General features: G+C 63.8%; 20 protein-coding genes and 1 other RNA gene. 11 read left to right on the plus strand and 10 right to left on the minus strand.

Annotated elements, in window-relative coordinates; all coding sequences use genetic code 11:
* Positions 1 to 53: 53 nt before the first annotated feature.
* The 3 genes from hisF (at position 54) to PSEST_RS00790 (ending at position 2,637) form a co-directional block, all read left to right on the plus strand.
* On the plus strand, positions 54 to 824 hold the full coding sequence (gene hisF / locus PSEST_RS00780) for an imidazole glycerol phosphate synthase subunit HisF (RefSeq protein WP_014818634.1): 771 nt from the start codon (positions 54 to 56) through the stop codon (positions 822 to 824).
* A gap of 86 nt (positions 825 to 910) precedes the next feature.
* On the plus strand, positions 911 to 1,660 hold the full coding sequence (locus tag PSEST_RS00785; RefSeq protein ID WP_015275174.1) for a substrate-binding periplasmic protein: 750 nt from the start codon (positions 911 to 913) through the stop codon (positions 1,658 to 1,660).
* 230 nt (positions 1,661 to 1,890) lie between these two features.
* Entirely contained in the window at positions 1,891 to 2,637 is a 747-nt protein-coding gene (locus PSEST_RS00790; protein WP_015275175.1) for a substrate-binding periplasmic protein, read from the plus strand.
* Between the two features lie 3 nt (positions 2,638 to 2,640).
* Here the strand turns inward: PSEST_RS00790 and PSEST_RS00795 are convergent, their stop codons facing one another.
* From PSEST_RS00795 to gpmI, 4 genes are all read right to left on the minus strand, one after another.
* On the minus strand, positions 2,641 to 3,432 hold the full coding sequence (locus PSEST_RS00795) for a divergent polysaccharide deacetylase family protein (protein ID WP_015275176.1): 792 nt from the start codon (positions 3,430 to 3,432) through the stop codon (positions 2,641 to 2,643).
* Positions 3,433 to 3,434: 2 nt separating this feature from the next.
* Positions 3,435 to 4,754, minus strand: a complete 1,320-nt coding sequence (locus PSEST_RS00800) for a S41 family peptidase (protein WP_015275177.1) — start codon at positions 4,752 to 4,754, stop codon at positions 3,435 to 3,437.
* Positions 4,755 to 4,825: 71 nt separating this feature from the next.
* A complete protein-coding gene (locus PSEST_RS00805) occupies positions 4,826 to 6,088 on the minus strand; it encodes a murein hydrolase activator EnvC family protein (protein WP_015275178.1) in 1,263 nt (420 codons plus the stop codon).
* 114 nt (positions 6,089 to 6,202) lie between these two features.
* The gene (gpmI, locus tag PSEST_RS00810) at positions 6,203 to 7,750 is read right to left on the minus strand and encodes a 2,3-bisphosphoglycerate-independent phosphoglycerate mutase (protein ID WP_015275179.1); all 1,548 of its coding nucleotides are present in this window, start codon (positions 7,748 to 7,750) and stop codon (positions 6,203 to 6,205) included.
* Positions 7,751 to 7,890: 140 nt separating this feature from the next.
* Here gpmI and PSEST_RS00815 point away from each other — a divergent pair, with 140 nt between their 5' ends.
* The 3 genes from PSEST_RS00815 (at position 7,891) to secB (ending at position 9,120) form a co-directional block, all read left to right on the plus strand.
* Positions 7,891 to 8,304, plus strand: a complete 414-nt coding sequence (locus PSEST_RS00815) for a rhodanese-like domain-containing protein (RefSeq protein WP_014818641.1) — start codon at positions 7,891 to 7,893, stop codon at positions 8,302 to 8,304.
* Between the two features lie 2 nt (positions 8,305 to 8,306).
* A complete protein-coding gene (gene grxC, locus PSEST_RS00820; RefSeq protein ID WP_015275180.1) occupies positions 8,307 to 8,561 on the plus strand; it encodes a glutaredoxin 3 in 255 nt (84 codons plus the stop codon).
* Positions 8,562 to 8,625: 64 nt separating this feature from the next.
* On the plus strand, positions 8,626 to 9,120 hold the full coding sequence (gene secB / locus PSEST_RS00825) for a protein-export chaperone SecB (RefSeq protein WP_003303313.1): 495 nt from the start codon (positions 8,626 to 8,628) through the stop codon (positions 9,118 to 9,120).
* 51 nt (positions 9,121 to 9,171) lie between these two features.
* Here secB and PSEST_RS00830 read toward each other — a convergent pair whose 3' ends face one another.
* Positions 9,172 to 10,152: an NADPH:quinone oxidoreductase family protein gene (locus tag PSEST_RS00830; RefSeq protein WP_015275181.1), complete on the minus strand. Its 981-nt coding sequence runs from the start codon at positions 10,150 to 10,152 to the stop codon at positions 9,172 to 9,174.
* Between the two features lie 213 nt (positions 10,153 to 10,365).
* On the opposite strand from PSEST_RS00830, the gene PSEST_RS00835 reads away from it, so the two are divergent.
* Positions 10,366 to 10,767: a flagellar basal body-associated protein FliL gene (locus PSEST_RS00835; protein WP_015275182.1), complete on the plus strand. Its 402-nt coding sequence runs from the start codon at positions 10,366 to 10,368 to the stop codon at positions 10,765 to 10,767.
* Between the two features lies 1 nt (position 10,768).
* Here PSEST_RS00835 and PSEST_RS00840 read toward each other — a convergent pair whose 3' ends face one another.
* Positions 10,769 to 11,218: an EVE domain-containing protein gene (locus tag PSEST_RS00840; protein ID WP_015275183.1), complete on the minus strand. Its 450-nt coding sequence runs from the start codon at positions 11,216 to 11,218 to the stop codon at positions 10,769 to 10,771.
* Between the two features lie 197 nt (positions 11,219 to 11,415).
* Between PSEST_RS00840 and PSEST_RS22235 the strand changes: the two genes are divergently transcribed.
* A complete protein-coding gene (locus tag PSEST_RS22235; RefSeq protein WP_015275184.1) occupies positions 11,416 to 11,568 on the plus strand; it encodes a hypothetical protein in 153 nt (50 codons plus the stop codon).
* A gap of 28 nt (positions 11,569 to 11,596) precedes the next feature.
* On the opposite strand, the gene PSEST_RS00845 is transcribed toward PSEST_RS22235, so the two are convergent.
* From PSEST_RS00845 to PSEST_RS00855, 4 genes are all read right to left on the minus strand, one after another.
* Positions 11,597 to 12,199, minus strand: coding sequence for a 5-formyltetrahydrofolate cyclo-ligase (locus PSEST_RS00845; RefSeq protein ID WP_015275185.1), 603 nt, complete (start codon positions 12,197 to 12,199; stop codon positions 11,597 to 11,599).
* A 6-nt stretch (positions 12,200 to 12,205) separates the two neighbouring features.
* A non-coding RNA gene (gene ssrS, locus PSEST_RS21585) (6S RNA) lies at positions 12,206 to 12,384 on the minus strand.
* 33 nt (positions 12,385 to 12,417) lie between these two features.
* The gene (locus tag PSEST_RS00850; RefSeq protein ID WP_015275186.1) at positions 12,418 to 12,732 is read right to left on the minus strand and encodes a cell division protein ZapA; all 315 of its coding nucleotides are present in this window, start codon (positions 12,730 to 12,732) and stop codon (positions 12,418 to 12,420) included.
* On the minus strand, positions 12,729 to 12,938 hold the full coding sequence (locus PSEST_RS00855; RefSeq protein ID WP_015275187.1) for a TIGR02449 family protein: 210 nt from the start codon (positions 12,936 to 12,938) through the stop codon (positions 12,729 to 12,731). Before PSEST_RS00855 ends, PSEST_RS00850 begins: the two co-directional genes overlap by 4 nt.
* A 129-nt stretch (positions 12,939 to 13,067) precedes the next feature.
* Here PSEST_RS00855 and PSEST_RS00860 point away from each other — a divergent pair, with 129 nt between their 5' ends.
* Genes PSEST_RS00860 through ubiH form a run of 3 tightly spaced genes read left to right on the plus strand, consistent with a single transcriptional unit; the run spans position 13,068 to position 16,153 of the window.
* Positions 13,068 to 13,622: a YecA family protein gene (locus PSEST_RS00860; RefSeq protein WP_015275188.1), complete on the plus strand. Its 555-nt coding sequence runs from the start codon at positions 13,068 to 13,070 to the stop codon at positions 13,620 to 13,622.
* A 16-nt stretch (positions 13,623 to 13,638) separates the two neighbouring features.
* Positions 13,639 to 14,973: a Xaa-Pro aminopeptidase gene (gene pepP, locus PSEST_RS00865; RefSeq protein WP_015275189.1), complete on the plus strand. Its 1,335-nt coding sequence runs from the start codon at positions 13,639 to 13,641 to the stop codon at positions 14,971 to 14,973.
* A 1-nt stretch (position 14,974) separates the two neighbouring features.
* Complete coding sequence (gene ubiH, locus PSEST_RS00870) at positions 14,975 to 16,153, plus strand: 2-octaprenyl-6-methoxyphenyl hydroxylase (protein ID WP_015275190.1); 1,179 nt, start codon at positions 14,975 to 14,977, stop codon at positions 16,151 to 16,153.
* Positions 16,154 to 16,164 lie beyond the last annotated feature (11 nt).

Below are 16,164 nucleotides of genomic sequence, written 5' to 3' on the forward strand. Positions count from 1 at the left end.
GCTACTTGCAGCTTGAAGCCTGCGGCTTGAAGAAGCTGCTTTCGGAGAAAGCCATGGCCCTGGCCAAACGCATCATTCCCTGCCTCGACGTGGACAACGGCCGCGTGGTCAAGGGCGTCCAGTTCGAGAACATTCGCGACGCCGGCGACCCGGTGGAGATCGCCCGCCGCTACGACGAGCAGGGCGCCGACGAGATCACCTTCCTCGACATCACCGCCAGCGTCGACAACCGTGACACCACCCTGCACACCGTAGAGCGCATGGCCAGCCAGGTGTTCATCCCGCTGACCGTCGGCGGTGGCGTGCGCAGCGTGCAGGACATCCGCAACCTGCTCAACGCCGGCGCGGACAAGGTCTCGATCAACACTGCCGCGGTGTTCAACCCGGATTTCGTCGGCGAGGCCGCGGACCGCTTCGGCTCACAGTGCATCGTCGTCGCCATCGACGCGAAGAAGGTGTCCGCGCCGGGCGAGCCGGGTCGCTGGGAGATCTTCACCCATGGCGGGCGCAAGCCCACCGGCCTGGATGCGGTGGCCTGGGCGAAGAAGATGGAAGACCTCGGCGCCGGCGAAATCCTGCTGACCAGCATGGATCAGGACGGCGTGAAGAGCGGCTACGACCTCGGCGTGACCCGTGCCATCAGCGAGGCGCTGTGCATTCCGGTGATCGCCTCCGGTGGCGTCGGCAACCTGCAGCACCTCGCCGATGGCATTCTCGAAGGCAAGGCCGACGCGGTGCTGGCCGCCAGCATCTTCCACTTCGGCGAATACACCATCCCGGAAGCCAAGGCCTACCTGGCCGCCCGCGGCATCGTGATGCGTTGATCTCAACGTGCAGCTGAACCAGGCTTAATGCCGAAATAAGGACATGTCCGCGGCTGTTGCGGACAGGCAATCAGGAGATTTCACGCATGCTCAAGACCATCGCTTCCCTCGCCGCTGCGGCGCTGCTATTCGGCGCCACGCTGGGCCATGCGCAGGCACCGGTGAAAATCGACCTGCTGACGGAGAACTTCCCGCCCTACAACATGGCGGCTGACGGCAAGAACTTCGCCCGCGACGAGCACATCAGCGGCATTGCCGTGGATATCGTGCGCGAGATGTTCAAGCGCGCCGGCATCGATTACAGCCTGACGCTGCGTTTTCCCTGGGAGCGCATCTACGGCATGGCGCTGGAGCAGGCCAACTATGGGGTGTTCGTCACCGCACGGCTGCCCGAGCGTGAAGAGCTGTTCAAGTGGGTCGGCCCCATCGGTCCGGACGACTGGGTGTTGCTGGCCCGCGGCGACAGCCCGATCAACCTGACCAGCCTGGAGCAGGCTAGCCAATACAACGTTGGTGCCTACAAGGGCGATGCGATCGCCGAGCATCTGGAAGGCCAGGGCCTGAAGCCGGTGCTTGCCCTGCGCGATCAGGAGAATGTGAAGAAGCTGATCGACGGCAAGATCGACCTCTGGGCCACCGGTGACCCCGCCGGCCGTTACCTGGCGCGTCTGGAAGGCGTAACGGGGCTCAAGCGCGTGCTGCGCTTCGATAATGCGGAGCTGTATCTGGCGCTGAACAAGCAGGTCGACGACGAGACGGTACAGAAGCTGCAACAGGCGCTCGATCAGATGCGCAGCGAAGGCCTGATCGACCAGATCAACGCACGCTACCTCTGAGCTGAGCCACCGGTCGGCGAGCATCCGCGCCCGACCTCTGTCGTGATGGCGGCGCGCCAGCTGGGTGCGTCGCGCATCCTTCTCGCGCCTTTCTGGCGCGCCCACCGCTTCGTGTTTTGGCCATCCCTGAGCTGCGCTGCCGCGCCGCTGCGCTGGTTCGCATCTTGCTTTCGACCGCTTCGGCCACGATCCGCGGAGGGGCGGGTCGTGAATCAGACAGGGAGCGAGCCATGCTGAAACGAATCCTAGCCGTCATCGTGCTGCTGCTATGCAGTCACGCCCGTGCCGAGCTACCCGACGACTATCGCGTCGTGTTGCTCACCGAGAACTTTCCGCCATTCAACATGGCCGAGGACAACAAGAACTACGCGGCCGATGCAAAGATCCACGGCATCAATGCCGATATCGTCCGCGAGATGTTCCGCCGGGCGAACATCCGCTATGAGCTGAGCCTGCGCTTTCCCTGGGATCGCATCTACAAGCAGGTGCTTGAACAGCCCGATCAGGGTCTGTTTTCCACAACCTTTACCGCCGAGCGTGAGCCGCAGTTCAAGTGGGTCGGCCCGCTGGCGAGTATCAGCTGGGTGCTGCTGGCGCCGTCGGATAGCCCGTTGCGTCTGACCGGTTTGGAGGAAGCACGCAATCTGCGCATCGGGGCCTACAAGAACGATGCCGTGAGTCAGCATCTGGAGAGCAAGGGGTTGGCGCCGATCAACTCGCTGCGCGACCAGGAGAACGTTGGCAAGCTGCTCAAGGGGCAGATCGACGTCTGGGCCACCGCCGATCCAGTCGGGCCCTATCTGGCCAAGCAGGAAGGCGTCACCGGTCTGAAGCCCGTGCTGCGTTTCAATGAGGCGCGATTGTTCCTGGCGCTAAACCGGGCGACGCCGGACGAAGTGGTCGAGCGCTTACAGCGGGCGCTGGACGCGATGCGCGCCGATGGCACGGTGGAGACGCTGCTGCAGCGCTATCTCTGATGCTTAGCGGTAGATGCCGCCGCGTCCGTGCGCGGCCATTGCCCGGTTGCTGCGGGTGGCGATCATCTGCCCGACATCGACCCATTCGATGCCCTGCGCCGAGAGGCGCGGCAGTTCGCGTTCGAGCACGGTCAGAGTGCTCTCATGAGGATGGCCGATGATGACTACCGAGCCCTGTTTGCGCGCCAGTGCGATCGCGGCTTGAAAGCGCTCGGCTACGGCAGTCGGGGATGGGTCATCGTCGAGGAAGATATCCCGCGACAGGCTGGCCAAAGCCGCGCGCTGCGCACTGGCCGCCGCCACGGTGCGCGGGCTGGTGCGGCTGTCGAGGAAGAACAGGTGGCGGCGCTGCAACTCGCCCATCAGCCAGCTCATCGGCTGTACCTGATCGGTCATGGCGCTGCCCATGTGGTTGTTCAGCCCGCTGGCATGTGGCACTGCCGCGAGCGCGGCGTCGAGCCGTCGTGCCAGTTCGTCATGGGGTAGCTGAGGATGCCAGGCGAAGCGACCCTGGGCGGGCGCCATCGGCATGTGCAGCATGACCGTCTTGCCGGCGCGATGGGCCTGCTCGGCAAGTTCACCGGCGTGGCGGGTATCGGGAAGAATCGCCAGGGCAACCGGCCCTGGCAGCTGCAGCACGCGCCGATCGCGTGCCGGGTTCTGCCCGAGGTCGTCGATTATCAGGGTCAACCGCGGTCGCGGGACATGGTCCGGCGTGGCCGCGGGCTCGTCGCCATATAGCGCCTGGCTGGCGAGCATCACCAGCGCTGCCAGGCCTGCCGCCCAGCCGGCCATCTTCACTGGCCGCGGGTGAGGTTCAATCCCTTGAGCAGATTCAAGGCCTGGCCGAGCTGGTAGTCGTCGTCCTGCGGTCGTGGCGAGTCGCTGGCGATCTGGGTGGCGGTCGGGCGGTCCGGGCCGCCGTTGCCGTTGCCCAGGTGGCCGGCCAGATCGGCTTCGCGGAAGCCGTCAGCAGCCTGTTCACGGGTCAGCTTGGCGCGTTCGACCTTGATGTCCGGCTCGATGCCCTGGGCCTGGATTGAGCGGCCGTTGGGGGTGTAGTAGAGCGCGGTGGTGAGCTTGAGCGCGCGATCATTGTTCAGCGGCAGCACGGTCTGTACCGAACCCTTGCCGAAACTGTCGGTGCCCATCACCACGCCGCGCTTGTGATCCTGCAGCGCGCCGGCAACGATCTCGGATGCCGAGGCGCTACCGCCGTTGATCAGCACGACCAGTGGCACACCTTCGCTGGCGTCGGCCGGGTCGGCATTGAAGCGCAGCTCGGAGTTGGCGATACGACCCTTGGTGTAGACGATCAGGCCCTTGGTGAGGAAGTGGTCGGAAATCTCCACTGCGGCCTGCAGCACGCCGCCCGGGTTGTTGCGCAGATCGAGGACCAGCCCGTTCAGTTTCTTGCCGTCGTTGTCCTTCTTCAGCTTGGCCAGCGCCTTGCCGACTTCCTCGCCGGAATTGACCTGGAACTGGGTGACGCGCAGGTAACCGTAGCCCGGCTCGAGGATCTGGCTGCGGACACTGCGTACCTTGATGACCGCGCGCTTCAGCTTCACATCGAACGGCTGGCCGCCCTCGCGCACCAGCGTCAGGCTGATGCTGCTGCCCGGCTTGCCGCGCATCTTGCCGATGGCGTCCATCATCGACAGGCCCTTGGTTGGCTGGCCGTCGATCTTGACGATCAGGTCGCCAGCTTCGATGCCGGCCTTCGATGCCGGGGTGTCGTCGATCGGCGAGACGACCTTGATGAAGCCATCTTCCATGCCGACCTCGATGCCGAGGCCGCCGAATTCACCGCTGGTGCTTTCCTGCAGTTCGGCGAATGCCTCGGGCTCCAGATAGGCCGAATGCGGATCGAGATTGCTGAGCATGCCTTTGATCGCATTCTCCAGCAGGGTCTTGTCATCCACCGGCTCGACATAGGCAGCCTTGATGCGGTCCAGCACCTCGGCGAAGGTGCGCAGCTCATCCAGTGGCAGGGGAGCTTTGGAGCTCGGCACCGCCGCTTCCGCCGGTGGCTGCTGGGCCCAGGCGCCGCCCTGCATCCCCAGCAATATGGCCAGAGCGAGCGTGGATGGGCGGGCGAAACGGCGCAGGTGCAACATGTCGAACTCCAGTTATGAGAGGGCGCGCTTGGCGATGCGGGCGGTTCGGCAAGCACCGAAGCCGCGGCTCGCTAGCCTTGCGCGCGACACCATTGGGCGGGGTCGCTGGGGCGGCCCTGCTGCCGAATGGCGAAATACAGTGCGGCGGTTTCCTGGCCGCCGCTGGTGCCTACTGTGGCGATCGGATCGCCGGCCTTGACGATGTCGCCGGCGTCACGCAGCAGGCTCTGGTTATGACCATACAGGCTCAGGTAACCATTTCCATGATCGAGTATCACCAGTAGTCCGGCGCCACGTAGCCAGTCGGCGAATACTACCCGGCCGCCATGCACGGCGCGGACCTGAGTGCCGACGCTGGCACCGATCAGTACGCCGTCCCACTTGGTTCGAGCGTCGCCGCCGCGCGGAGTGCCGTAGCGGGCGACGAGACGTCCGTCTACCGGCCAGGGCAGCTTGCCCTTGGCCTGGGAGAACGGCCCGCCGAAGTTGCCGCCGGCACTGGACACCAGCGGGCCGCTCGGCGCGGTGCTGGCGCCGGTCTGGGATTGTTGCTGCTGTTGCTGACGCTGGCGCTCGGCAAGCAATGCGCGCTGCCGTGCTTCCTCGGCCTCACGGGCCTGGCGAGCCAGGGTTTCTTCGATGGTCTTGAGCACGCGCTCGAACTGGGCCTGCTCCTGACGGCGCGCCTGCAGTTTCTGCTCGCGGCTGGAGAAATCGCTGTTGAGCTTGGCGAGGGTCTGCTGGCGTTCCTTGCGCACCTCGGCGAGTTGGTTGCGGCGTTCGAGCAGACCATCCTTCTTTTCTGCCAGCAGACTTTGCTGCGTGGCGATGTCGGCTTCGACGTTGGCCAGCTGGCGCAGCGTCTCGTTGAAGTTGTCGAGCTGCTCGAGACGCGCCTTGTTGAGGTAGTCGTAATAGGTGATGGTGCGGCTGAATTTTTCCGGATTCTGCTGGTTGAGCAGCAGCTTGAGGTACTCCTGCCGGCCATTCTGGTAGGCGGCACGGGCCTGCAGGCCGATCAGTCGTTGTTGTTCCAGGCGAGCACCTTCGAGCGTGGCCTTCTCGTCGTTCAGGCGCTCCAGCTCAGCCTCGCTGCGGTCGATTTCCTGTTGCAGGGTATCGACCTGCTTTTCCAGCTGGCCCATCTCGCTTTCGGTGGTCTTCAGCTGCTTCTGGACGCCGGATTTCTCCTGCTCGATCTGCTTGAGCAGCTTCTGCAGTTCGGCAACGTCCTGGCGAGCGGCTTCGATCTGCTGCCGCGCTGCGGCACGTTCGTCCGCCACGGCGGGACCGAGCAGGCAGAGGAAGGCTAGGGCGAGAAAAGTACGAGGCATTGGAGGGCGTCAACCGAGCGTTATGACCGACGTAGTATGCCTAAAAAGCAAGCTGGAAGCTTGAAGCCTGTAGCGGGAAACGGCGGCTGGCGCCATCCGCTTCCCGTCTGGCGATCAACTCAGCTCGACGATCGAGCGACCGGTCATCTCTGGCGGTACCGGCATGCCGAGCAGGGTCAGCATGGTCGGCGCGACATCGGCCAGCACGCCGCCCTGGCGGATGGTGACGTTGCGCTTGCCGATATAGACGAACGGCACCGGCTCGCAGGTATGCGCGGTGTGCGCCTGGCCGGTCATGACGTCTTCCATTTGCTCGACGTTGCCGTGGTCGGCGGTCAGCAGCGCTTCGCCGCCGACCTTGTCCAGCGCCTCGACGATGCGGCCGACACAGCTGTCCAGGCATTCCACTGCCTTGACCGCGGCTTCGAACACGCCGGTATGCCCGACCATGTCGCCGTTGGCATAGTTGACCACGATGACGTCGTAGCGCTGATTCTCGATGGCATCGACGATACGGTCAGTGACCTCGGGCGCGCTCATTTCCGGCTTGAGATCGTAGGTGGCGACCTGTGGCGACGGGATGAGGATGCGTTCCTCGCCGGGGAATGGTTCCTCGCGACCGCCGGAGAAGAAGAAGGTGACGTGCGCGTATTTCTCGGTTTCAGCGATACGCAGCTGGGTCTTGCCGTTGTTGGCCAGGTACTCGCCGAGCACGTTGGTCAGCGCCTCCGGGGCGAAGGCGGCCGGCGCGGGGATGCTTGCGGCGTACTGGGTGAGCATGACGAACTCGGCCAGTTGCGGCACGCGAGCGCGCTCGAATTCCTTGAAGCCGGGCTCGACGAAGCAGCGGGTCAGTTCGCGGGCGCGGTCGGCGCGGAAGTTCATGAATACCACGGCATCGCCATCCTCCACGCGCACCGGCTCGCCGATGCTGGTGGCCTTGACGAATTCGTCGCTTTCGCCGCGCTCGTAAGCGGCGATCAGACCATCCACGGCGTAGTCGGAGCGGTGCTCGGCCTTGCCGTTTACGATCAGCTCATAGGCCTGCTGCACACGGTCCCAGCGGTTGTCGCGGTCCATGGCGAAGTAGCGGCCGATCAGGCTGGCGATACGGCCCTTGCCCAGGCGGGTGAAGGTGGCCTGGAGCAGTTCGATGGAGTGCTGTGCGCTCTTCGGCGGGGTGTCGCGGCCGTCGAGGAAGGCGTGCAGGTAGATCTTCTCGGCGCCGCGCTGGGCAGCCAGTTCGGCCATGGCGACCAGATGATCCTGATGGCTGTGTACGCCACCGTCGGAGAGCAGGCCGAGGATGTGCACCGCCTTGCCGGCACCCACGGCCTTGTCGACTGCACCGCAGATGGTCGGGTTGGCGAAGAACTCGCCGTCGCGGATCGCCTTGGTCACCCGGGTGAAGTCCTGATACACCACGCGCCCGGCACCCAGGTTCATGTGGCCGACCTCGGAGTTGCCCATCTGCCCGTCCGGCAGGCCGACATCCATGCCGCTGCCAGAGATCAATCCGTGCGGCTGGCTGGCCAGCAGGCGATCGTAGACCGGCTTGCGCGCGGCGTGGATGGCGTTGAAGTCCGGGCTGTCGCTGTGCCCGAAGCCATCGAGAATGATCAGTACCAGAGGTTTGGGCGCGGCGGTGGGGGCGACGGACATGCTTTCGGGCTCCTTGCACGGGGGCGGAAAAGGGCGGCCAGTCTACTGGCTGGCCGGGGCGAGGTCACGAATCATCAGGGTTCAGCCGGTGGGAGGGGCTGTGTATACTGGCCCGCATTTTATCGTCCGGGTACCCGTTGATGCTCGCTAACCTGATTGAATTTGTCTCTAACCACTATGTACTCAGCAGCCTGTTCGTGGTGCTGTTGATCCTTCTGTTCATCACCGAGACACGCAAGGGTGGCAAGAGCCTGAGCAATCGCGAACTGACGGCACTGGTCAACAGTGGCGAGGGCGTGGTGTTGGACGTGCGCGTCAAGAAGGAGTTCGACGCCGGCCATATCGTCGATGCATTGAACATTCCCTACGAGAAGCTGGTCAGCCGCACAGGCGAGCTGGAAAAGCACAAGGCCAAGACCATCATCGTGGTCGACGCCATGGGGCAGCACGCCGGAACGGCCTGCCGTGAGTTGCAGAAGGCAGGCTTCACCGCCGCCAAGTTGTCGGGAGGGATTTCCAGCTGGCGCGGCGACAATCTGCCAGTGGTCAAGTAATCATGCCCAACGTCGTCATCTATACCACCGCCTGGTGCCCGTTCTGCATCCGCGCCAAGGCGCTGCTCGATCGCAGGGGTGTCGCCTACGAGGAGATCCCCGTGGATGGCAACCCGTCCCTGCGTGCCGAAATGGCCAGCAAGGCCGGACGCACCTCGGTACCGCAGATATGGATCGGCGATAAACACGTCGGCGGCTGCGACGAGCTGCACGCTCTGGAGCGCGCCGGACGTCTCGACCCGTTGCTGCAGGCCTGAGGCCGGCAGCGCGGGTCCGCGAACAACTCAAACGACACGCACAACTGGATAGAAGGTTGCAGAAATGACCGAACAAGCTAACAACGGCGGCGCAGCGTCGCAGAACGAACAGGGCGCGCAGTTCTCCCTGCAGCGCATCTACGTCCGTGACCTGTCCTTCGAAGCGCCGAAGAGCCCGGAAATTTTCCGTCAGGAATGGAATCCGAGTGTCGCGCTGGACCTGAACACCAAGCAGAAGGCGCTTGAGGGCGACTTCCATGAAGTCGTGCTGACCCTTTCGGTCACCGTGAAGACCGGCGAAGAAGTTGCCTTCATTGCCGAAGTGCAGCAGGCCGGGATCTTCCTGATCAAGGGTCTCGAAGCCGCCGCCATGAGTCACACCCTTGGCGCGTTCTGCCCGAACATCCTCTTCCCGTACGCCCGTGAGGCGCTGGACAGCCTGGTAACCCGCGGCTCGTTCCCGGCTCTGATGCTGGCTCCGGTGAACTTCGACGCACTCTACGCCCAGGAAATGGCGCGTATGCAGGGCGCGGGCGAAGCACCCAGCACCGCCCACTGATACGGATCGTGCAGGAAGCGTCTGACGCTTCCTGCATCCTCCTTCTGCGCGTCAGCGCACCTGCACCACCAGCTTGCCGACCGCCTTGCGCTGCCCCAGCGTGGCGATAGCCTTGCCGGTGTCCTGCAAGGCAAAGCGTTGCGATACCAGCGGCTTGAGCTTGCCTTCGGCGTGCCAGGCGAACAGCTGGCGGAAATTAGCCGCGTTGTCCTGCGGTTGACGCTGGGCGAAGGCGCCCCAGAACACACCGATCAGCGAAGCTCCTTTGAGCAGTGGCAGGTTCGCCGGCAGCGCCGGGATATCCCCGCCGGCAGCAAATCCCACCACCAGCATGCGGCCGTTCCAGGCGATGCTGCGGAAGGCTTCTTCGAACAGCTGGCCGCCCACCGGATCGTAGATCACATCCACGCCCTGGCCGCCGGTGAGTTCCTTCAGGCGCTCCTTCAGGCTGCCTTCGCTGTAGTTGATCAGCTCGTCGGCGCCGGCGTTCTTCGCTACCTCCAGCTTCTCGGCGCTGGAGGCGGCGGCGATGACTCGTGCGCCCATGGCCTTGCCGATCTCCACGGCAGCCAGGCCGACACCGCCAGAAGCGCCCAGCACCAGCAGAGTCTCTCCATGTTGCAGATTGGCGCGCTGGGTAAGCGCATGCATCGAGGTGCCGTAGGTCATGCTGAAGGCGGCGGCGGTGTCGAAGTCCATGCTCGGCGGAATCGGCAGCGCGTTGCCGCCAGCCACCGCAACCTGCTCGGCGAAGCTGCCCCAGCCGGTCAACGCCATGACCCGGTCGCCGACCTTGAGGTGGCTGACCTTCTCGCCGACCGCGGCGATGACGCCGGCCGCCTCGCCGCCGGGCGAGAACGGGAACGGCGGCTTGAACTGATACTTGCCCTCGATCATCAGCGTGTCAGGAAAATTGACCCCGGCGGCATGCACGTCGAGCAGGACTTCGCTCGGTTTGATCTGAGGGGAAGGGGCATCTTCGAGCACCAGGCTCTCGGGCGGACCGAAGCTTTTGCACAGGACGGCTTTCATCGTTTTTCCTTGTTCGACTGGTCGGACGCTTGCCGCCCGACGATGGATGGCTCGACTACTCAGGACTATCCAGTCTAGGAGCGCTGCGTAACGAGGCAATCAGCATCGTTCGCTGTAATGGCGGCGTATAAGCGGCGGGCAGTTGCGTGGTGGGCTTGGGTGCGCGGCGGCGACTGGTTATGCTGGCGCAGATTTTCCCTGGAGCACTGCCCCGTGAAGTACCTGATAACCCTGTTTCTTGGTTTCGCACTTGCCGGGCCGGTGCTCGCGCAAAACTCGGCTGACGAAGCGGCCCCGCAGACGCTCTACTACGCGCTGGTGCCCGCCATGGTCGGCAACTATGGTTCGGGTGAGCGGCTGAAGTACTACAAGGCTGATGTCGCGCTGCGCATCTCCAGCAAGGAGGTGGAAGATCGGGTCAAGCATCACGAGCCGCTGATCCGCCATCAGCTGGTGATGCTGTTTTCCCAGCAGACCGACGAGACCCTGAGCGGTCCCGAAGCCAAGGAGCAGCTGCGTCAGGAGGCCTTGCGCCAGGTGCGCGAGGTGCTGGAGCAGGAAGAAGGTAAGCCGTTGGTGGATGATCTGCTGTTCAACAATCTGATCATCCAGTAACTCAGCGCAGCGCCAGGATCGCCTGCCACTCGTCCATGCTGACCGGCATCACCGAAAGGCGGCTGCCTTTCTTCACCAGTGCCAGTTCGTGCAGCTCAGGCTGTGCTTTCAGGCGTGCCAGCTTCAGCGGCGACGCGAAGACTTCCACGAACTCGACATCGACTGCGCTCCACGGATTGGTCTCGTCGCTGGCCTTGCTATCGTGATAGGGGCTGGCGGGGTCGAGTGCGGCGGGATCGGGGTAGGCGCTACGAGTGACTCTGCCGATTCCGGCAATGCCGGGCTCCGCGCAACTGGAGTGATAGAAGAAGAACTGATCGCCTTCCTGCATATGCCGCAGGAAATTACGCGCCTGGTAATTGCGTACGCCGTCCCAGCGACCACGACCCAGTTTTTTCAGATCCTGGATGGAAAATTCATCCGGTTCGGACTTCATCAGCCAATAAGGCATGAACCTTGCTCTCCCGTCAGTCGGTTCGATCAGACCATGATGGCAAAATCTCCGACAGTCGGCTGCAATACCTGTTTGCGCGGTGCCGAAGCTTCACGGAAAATGCCGCGGCTGTATGGTGGCCTATCGAGTCCTAGAACGATAAATCACACCGACTCGACGCAAGCATTTCGCCTGGTAGGGGGAGGCGAACACAAATGAAACGTAAGCCCGATATTCTGTGGATTTTGGTCTTCATCTTTGGTCTCGGCGTAGTCACCACGGGCTATACGCAGAGTCTGTGGGAGCAGCAGGATGGCGCGGCCGGCATGGCCCCGGTCATTCAGGTGCAACAGGCTCAGCAGCGATGACCTCGTGCCGCATGGATGCGGCGCTTCATCATCCGACGTACCAGCCCTGGTCCGTCACCGTGCCCTGAATGGGTACATCCCAGCTTTCCAACGGTAATCGGTCGACCCGCTGACATTCGTGAGCGAGTCCCAATAACGTCGGTTTGTGACTTTTTTTGCGCATGGCGCGATACGCCAAGCTGCGATCATAGAAGCCGCCGCCCATACCCAGCCGCCCGCCATTGCCGTCGAAGCCCACCAGTGGCATCAGCAGCAGATCGAGCGCCCAGACGCGGCGTTGTCGAGCGGTCCGGATTACGGGTTCGGGAATGCCGAAACGGTTACGCCGCAGTCGCTCGCCGGGCTCGATGCGCTGAAAGACCATGCGCGTACGCGGCCATGGATTCAATACCGGGAGATAGGTCGCTTTGCCGCGGCGCTGAGCAGCGTGCAGTAGCGGACGTGGATCGATTTCACCGTCGTTGGGCAGGTACAGGGCGATATGCCGAGCGCGACGGAATAGCGGGTGCTGAGCCAACTGCCGGTAGAGTCGGCGAGCGGCCAGGCGTTGCTGCGCGGGTGTCAATTGGCGCCGGGCTTGGCGCAGCTTGCGACGTAGCGCTGGGCGCGAAAGGCCTTCGGCTACGATCATCAGAAGTGGCTCCCCAGCATGCCGCTGCCAGCGTAGGCCCTTGAACCCGAGAGTTCAAGGTGGCGACTACAGAGCACCTTAAGGCTTTCCGTCAGGCGGACATGCACACCGGCACTACGTGTAGCCTCCATGGTATTGCTTATCGGGAGAGGGTCATCGCCGACTGGCGAACATGCCAGGGAGTTGGCCGCAGTATAACGCAAACTGGCTACCGTTGATCAGTTGCCGGAAGGGTTTGGGTCGGGGGCCAGGGCGCTGTCGACGCGCTCCAGCAGCATGCGTACATGTTCGCGTGCGCTGTTGGCTTCGGCGTCGAGGCGATCATGCTTGTGCAGCAGTTCGTGAGTGATGTTCAGGGCAGCCATCACCGCCACGCGATCGGCACCGATGACTTTGCCGCTGCTGCGAATCTCGCGCATCTTGCGATCCAGGTAACGGGCCGCACCTTCCAGATTGCTGCGTTCCTCTGATGGACAGGCAATGCAGTATTCCTTGTCCATGATGTGCACGGTAACGGTGTTCGGCTGGGTCATGAGTCCTGCTCCAGGGCTTTCAGGCGCGAAATCATTGATTCGACCTTCAATCGGGCCATTTCGTTCTTTTCGATCAGATGAGCGCGCTCTTCACGCCACGCCCGCTCATTGGCCAGCAGCAGATGGTTCTGCGCCTTGAGCTGTTCGATGCGCTGAATCAACTGCTCCAGCCTGGTGGTCAGCGCTTTGAGATCGGCGTCTTCCATGGGATTCCTGTTGGGGCACTGCTGAAGACGGAGGCGATGGCCGGGGCCTTCGATGGTCTTGCCGCGGCCGCCGGTGCTAGGATACGAAGCCTTCATTCTAGTCATTGCGCCATCGTGCGCCTAGCCGCCATGTCCATTCAGAATTCCCCGTATGCCGCCTTCGCCACACTTCTGGCGGGCAGCCCGCAAACTGTTTCTCCCGCCGAATTGCACGGCCTGTTGCTCGGGCGCAGTTGCGCCGGCGCAGGTTTCGAGGTCGAGCCCTGGCTGACCGATGCGTCGGACCTGCTCGGCGAAGCACCGCAGGACAACATTCGTCAGGCATTGATCGGCCTTCAGGAAATGGTCAAGGGCGAGCTCGCCGGTGACGACATCGCCGTTGTCCTGCTGCTGCCCAGCGACGATGCGCCGCTCGCCGAACGCGCCGTGGCGCTGGGCCAGTGGTGCCAGGGCTTTCTTGCCGGCTTCGGCCTGGCCGCCGGTGATCGTGCGCTGAGTAGCGAAGCCATGGAGGTGCTGCAGGATCTGTCCGCTATCGCGCAGATCCAGGATTCGCTGGAAGAGTCCGAGGACGGCGAGACCGACTACATGGAAGTGATGGAGTACCTGCGCGTAGCGCCGCTGCTGCTGTTCACCGAATGCGCCAAACCGCTGCCCGCTGCCGCGAAACCTTCCCTGCATTGAGGACACCGTTGCGCCCATGACTCGCATCCCCAGATCGGAATACGCCCGTCGACGCAAGGCGCTGATGGAGCAGATGGAACCCAACAGCATCGCCATTCTGCCGGCGGCGCCGATGTACATCCGCAACCGCGATGTCGAGCATGTCTACCGCCAGGACAGCGACTTCCAGTACCTCTCCGGCTTCCCCGAGCCGGAAGCGGTGATCGCGCTGATTCCCGGGCGCGAGCATGGCGAGTACGTGCTGTTCTGCCGCGAGCGCGATCCCGAGCGCGAGCTCTGGGACGGCCTGCGTGCCGGGCAGGACGGAGCTATCGCTGAATACGGTGCCGACGACGCCTTTCCTATCGGTGATATCGACGACATCCTCCCGGGCCTGATCGAGGGCCGCGATCGGGTCTACTACGCCATCGGCACCAACGAAGCCTTCGATCATCGGCTGATGGAATGGATCAAGACCATCCGCGGCAAGGCGCGCCAGGGCGCACAGCCGCCCAGCGAATTCGTCGCGCTCGATCATCTGCTGCACGACATGCGCCTGTTCAAGTCGAGCAACGAGGTGAAGGTGATGAAGCATGCGGCGGAGATTTCCGCTCGTGCGCACATCCGTGCCATGCAGGCCAGCCGTGCCGGGCTGTTCGAGTACCACCTGGAAGCCGAACTGGATTACGAGTTCCGCAAGGGCGGCGCGAAGATGCCGGCTTACGGCAGCATCGTCGCCGTGGGTCGCAACGCCTGCATCCTGCATTACCGTGAGAACGATGCACCGTTGAAGGATGGAGATCTGGTGCTGATCGACGCCGGTTGTGAGATCGACTGCTACGCCAGCGACATTACCCGTACCTTCCCGGTCAACGGTCGCTTCTCACCGGAGCAGAAGGCCATTTACGAGTTGGTACTCAAGGCCAATGAAGAGGCCTTCAAGCATATCGCCCCGGGCAAGCACTGGAACGAGGCGCACGAAGCCACTGTTCGGGTGATTACCGCCGGGCTGGTCGAGCTGGGCCTGTTGCAGGGTGAGGTGGATGCGCTGATTGCCAGCGAAGCCTACAAGGCCTTCTACATGCACCGTGCCGGCCACTGGCTGGGCATGGATGTGCATGACGTCGGCGACTACAAGATCGGTGGCGAATGGCGTGTGCTCGAGCCGGGCATGGCGATGACCGTCGAACCGGGCATCTATATCGCTGTGGACAATCAGAGCGTGGCCAAGAAGTGGCGCGGTATCGGCGTGCGCATCGAGGACGATGTGGTGGTGACCCGGACCGGCTGCGAAATCCTCACTACTGGCGTGCCGAAGAGCGTCGCCGAGATCGAGGCGCTGATGGCCGCCGCTCGTGAGCAGGTCGCCTGACATGCAGAGCCTGGCGATCATCGGTGGTGGGCTGGTCGGGGCGAGTCTCGCGCTGGCATTGCAGGATGGCGCCCGTGAGCGCGGCTGGCGCATCCACCTGATCGAGCCGTTCGAACCCGGCCATGAGTACCAGCCCAGCTATGACGCGCGCTCGACTGCACTGTCCTACGGCACCCGGCTGATCTATCAGCGCCTCGGCTTGTGGGAGCGGATTGCCGAGCGTGCCGAACCGATTCTGCGCATCCACGTGTCTGAACGTGGCCGCTTCGGTGCTGCGCGGCTCGACTGCGCGAGTGAAGGCGTCGAGGCGCTGGGCTACGTGGTCGAGAACGCCTGGATCGGCCATTGCCTGTGGCAGGCGCTGGATGACGAGGTGGTGATCCGTCACTGCCCGGCGGAGATCGAGCGCCTGGAGCCCGGCGCCGCGGGCTATCGGTTGAGTTTCACCGACGGTCAGCGCCTGGAATGCGACCTCGCCGTGCTGGCCGATGGTGGTCGCTCCGGCCTGCGCGAGCAGCTCGGTATCCATGTTTCGCGCCGGCCCTACGGCCAGACCGCGCTGATCGCCAACATCACCCCGGGCAAGCCGCACGGCGGACTGGCGTTCGAGCGCTTCACCGAAGATGGCCCGATGGCGCTGCTGCCGCTGCAGGACAATCGCTGCGCGCTGGTATGGACGCGCGCCCAGGCCGACGCCGCGCGATTGGCGCAGGCGCATGAGGCGGCCTTTCTCGCCGAGCTGCAGGAAGCCTTCGGCTACCGTCTGGGCGCCTTGCAGCAGGTTGGTGCCCGGCATCTCTATCCGCTGACGCTGATCGAGGCCGAAGAACAGGTTCGCGCCGGACTGGTGGTGCTCGGCAATGCGGCGCACAGCCTGCACCCGATCGCCGGGCAGGGGTACAACCTGTCGCTGCGCGATGTGGAAGCGCTGAGTGAAGCCTTGCTGCACAGTGACGCCGCGCTGGGCGACCTTGCGGTGCTGCAGGCGTATGCGCACAGGCAGCGCCTGGACCAGCGCCTGACCGTCGGTTTTTCCGATCAGGTCACCCGGTTGTTCGTCGACTCCGGCCGGCTGGTCGCGGCGGGCCGCAACCTCGGCCTGCTCGGCCTGGATCTGACTCCTGCAGCCAAGCGCTGGTTCGCTCGGCAGGCCATGGGCCTCGGGACTCGCCTAGGCTGACGCCGCCACCA

This window comes from Stutzerimonas stutzeri RCH2 (assembly GCF_000327065.1).
GTDB lineage: Bacteria > Pseudomonadota > Gammaproteobacteria > Pseudomonadales > Pseudomonadaceae > Stutzerimonas > Stutzerimonas stutzeri_AE.

What these genes read in the sequence shown, in the direction of transcription:
- hisF (WP_014818634.1), top strand. Translation starts at nt 54, where the DNA reads ATGGCCCTGGCCAAACGCATCATTCCCTGCCTCGACGTGGACAACGGC.
- PSEST_RS00785 (WP_015275174.1), top strand. Translation starts at nt 911, where the DNA reads ATGCTCAAGACCATCGCTTCCCTCGCCGCTGCGGCGCTGCTATTCGGC.
- PSEST_RS00790 (WP_015275175.1), top strand. Translation starts at nt 1,891, where the DNA reads ATGCTGAAACGAATCCTAGCCGTCATCGTGCTGCTGCTATGCAGTCAC.
- PSEST_RS00795 (WP_015275176.1), bottom strand. Translation starts at nt 3,432, where the DNA reads ATGGCCGGCTGGGCGGCAGGCCTGGCAGCGCTGGTGATGCTCGCCAGC.
- PSEST_RS00800 (WP_015275177.1), bottom strand. Translation starts at nt 4,754, where the DNA reads ATGTTGCACCTGCGCCGTTTCGCCCGCCCATCCACGCTCGCTCTGGCC.
- PSEST_RS00805 (WP_015275178.1), bottom strand. Translation starts at nt 6,088, where the DNA reads ATGCCTCGTACTTTTCTCGCCCTAGCCTTCCTCTGCCTGCTCGGTCCC.
- gpmI (WP_015275179.1), bottom strand. Translation starts at nt 7,750, where the DNA reads ATGTCCGTCGCCCCCACCGCCGCGCCCAAACCTCTGGTACTGATCATT.
- PSEST_RS00815 (WP_014818641.1), top strand. Translation starts at nt 7,891, where the DNA reads ATGCTCGCTAACCTGATTGAATTTGTCTCTAACCACTATGTACTCAGC.
- grxC (WP_015275180.1), top strand. Translation starts at nt 8,307, where the DNA reads ATGCCCAACGTCGTCATCTATACCACCGCCTGGTGCCCGTTCTGCATC.
- secB (WP_003303313.1), top strand. Translation starts at nt 8,626, where the DNA reads ATGACCGAACAAGCTAACAACGGCGGCGCAGCGTCGCAGAACGAACAG.
- PSEST_RS00830 (WP_015275181.1), bottom strand. Translation starts at nt 10,152, where the DNA reads ATGAAAGCCGTCCTGTGCAAAAGCTTCGGTCCGCCCGAGAGCCTGGTG.
- PSEST_RS00840 (WP_015275183.1), bottom strand. Translation starts at nt 11,218, where the DNA reads ATGCCTTATTGGCTGATGAAGTCCGAACCGGATGAATTTTCCATCCAG.
- PSEST_RS22235 (WP_015275184.1), top strand. Translation starts at nt 11,416, where the DNA reads ATGAAACGTAAGCCCGATATTCTGTGGATTTTGGTCTTCATCTTTGGT.
- PSEST_RS00845 (WP_015275185.1), bottom strand. Translation starts at nt 12,199, where the DNA reads ATGATCGTAGCCGAAGGCCTTTCGCGCCCAGCGCTACGTCGCAAGCTG.
- PSEST_RS00850 (WP_015275186.1), bottom strand. Translation starts at nt 12,732, where the DNA reads ATGACCCAGCCGAACACCGTTACCGTGCACATCATGGACAAGGAATAC.
- PSEST_RS00855 (WP_015275187.1), bottom strand. Translation starts at nt 12,938, where the DNA reads ATGGAAGACGCCGATCTCAAAGCGCTGACCACCAGGCTGGAGCAGTTG.
- PSEST_RS00860 (WP_015275188.1), top strand. Translation starts at nt 13,068, where the DNA reads ATGTCCATTCAGAATTCCCCGTATGCCGCCTTCGCCACACTTCTGGCG.
- pepP (WP_015275189.1), top strand. Translation starts at nt 13,639, where the DNA reads ATGACTCGCATCCCCAGATCGGAATACGCCCGTCGACGCAAGGCGCTG.
- ubiH (WP_015275190.1), top strand. Translation starts at nt 14,975, where the DNA reads ATGCAGAGCCTGGCGATCATCGGTGGTGGGCTGGTCGGGGCGAGTCTC.